This window comes from Vibrio sp. 1-Bac 57 (assembly GCF_037546855.1).
GTDB lineage: Bacteria > Pseudomonadota > Gammaproteobacteria > Enterobacterales > Psychromonadaceae > Psychromonas.
In genome coordinates this window covers 1-1,229 of the sequence record NZ_JALAAC010000093.1, presented here as the reverse complement: position 1 = coordinate 1,229, position 1,229 = coordinate 1, and the positions used below count along the sequence as shown (strand labels likewise).

Here is a 1,229-nt window from a genome sequence, read left to right as displayed (position 1 = left end):
TACGGCTAGCGCATTTTAATCCCGCTCTCCAACAGGGTTGAACGATATTTATCATCTAACCCTGCCATTTTCTTTTTGGCTGCCATACTTGCTGATTTACTCGTATCTTGTTTGAATAATGCCATTGCCATTTTCCTCATGACATTAAAGGCAAGAGGCCCTTGTCCTTTACGTATCCGTGACTCATCTTCTCTAAATGTCATATCAAGCACCCAATGCATACTTTCAACTTGCCAATGGTCTCGCACTGCATTGAGGCATTGCTCGGCATTTAACGGCAATGAACTGATGTAACAACGCGTTTCGATTGTTTCTTTACCTGTATGTTTTTCATAGACTTCTGCTGTTATTTTAATAAAGCTGTTTAAGCCGGACCAACGATAACCTTTACCAAGCCATTTTTTATCAATTAACAATTGCTCACAAGTTCTCGTTTCTATTCGTCCATGGCCCGATGAGATTGTCGTATGCTTCGCATATTTTTCCGGTGTCAAACCTTCTCGTTGACATTTATGCCACCACGCTTCCAACTCAGCTTGCATACCTGAATGATTACCTTTCAAGGCTAAAATATAATCTGCCTTTTGTTGGATTATTTGCTTCGCTATTTCTTTCTGGCACCCCATTGCATCAAGGGTAATGATGCTATTTTCTATATCTAAAAGTGAGAGTAGCTCTGGTATCGCGGTGATTTCATTTGTTTTCGCATCAACCGCTGTTTGCCCTAATACTAATTGATGTTGGCAACTCCAAGCGCTCACGGTATGCAGTGCATTTTTTCTATCTTTAGTCGTAAATGAGCGACGGGCAGTTTTTCCATCAACGGCAATCACATGGCAGCCTGTTTTTTCTATCAGGCTTGATATCCATGTTTGAAAGGCTTGTTCGATTTCACTCGCTTTTAAGCGGCTGATGACACGGGCAATAGTGTCATGTCGGGGAATACCTGCTTCAAAATCACGGTATTGACGTAGCCAGTCAAGTTTTATATGTCCAAAATTTTCAATATCTTCCCAGCCTTCGGAGCCTGACATAACAGCCGTCATGGCAAGTAACAAAATATCGAGTAGGTTATGCTTTTTGCAGCGTTCGATGCGCGGGTCGGAAATAGAATCAAAATTATTCAAAAAAGTAGCACTCATTAATATCACCAAAGCTTATGATTATCAGTATAAAATGATCTGATCGCTACTTTATTAAAAAGTTCAATTTATAATGATCTTGCCGTA

The 1,229-nt window shown here is 40.3% G+C and carries 1 protein-coding gene; it reads right to left on the bottom strand.

The window, feature by feature from the left end; genetic code table 11:
- Window positions 1–5 precede the first annotated feature (5 nt).
- Entirely contained in the window at window positions 6–1,142 is a 1,137-nt protein-coding gene (locus tag MT391_RS20635) for an ISAs1 family transposase (RefSeq protein WP_499499966.1), read from the bottom strand.
- Window positions 1,143–1,229: the final 87 nt, after the last annotated feature.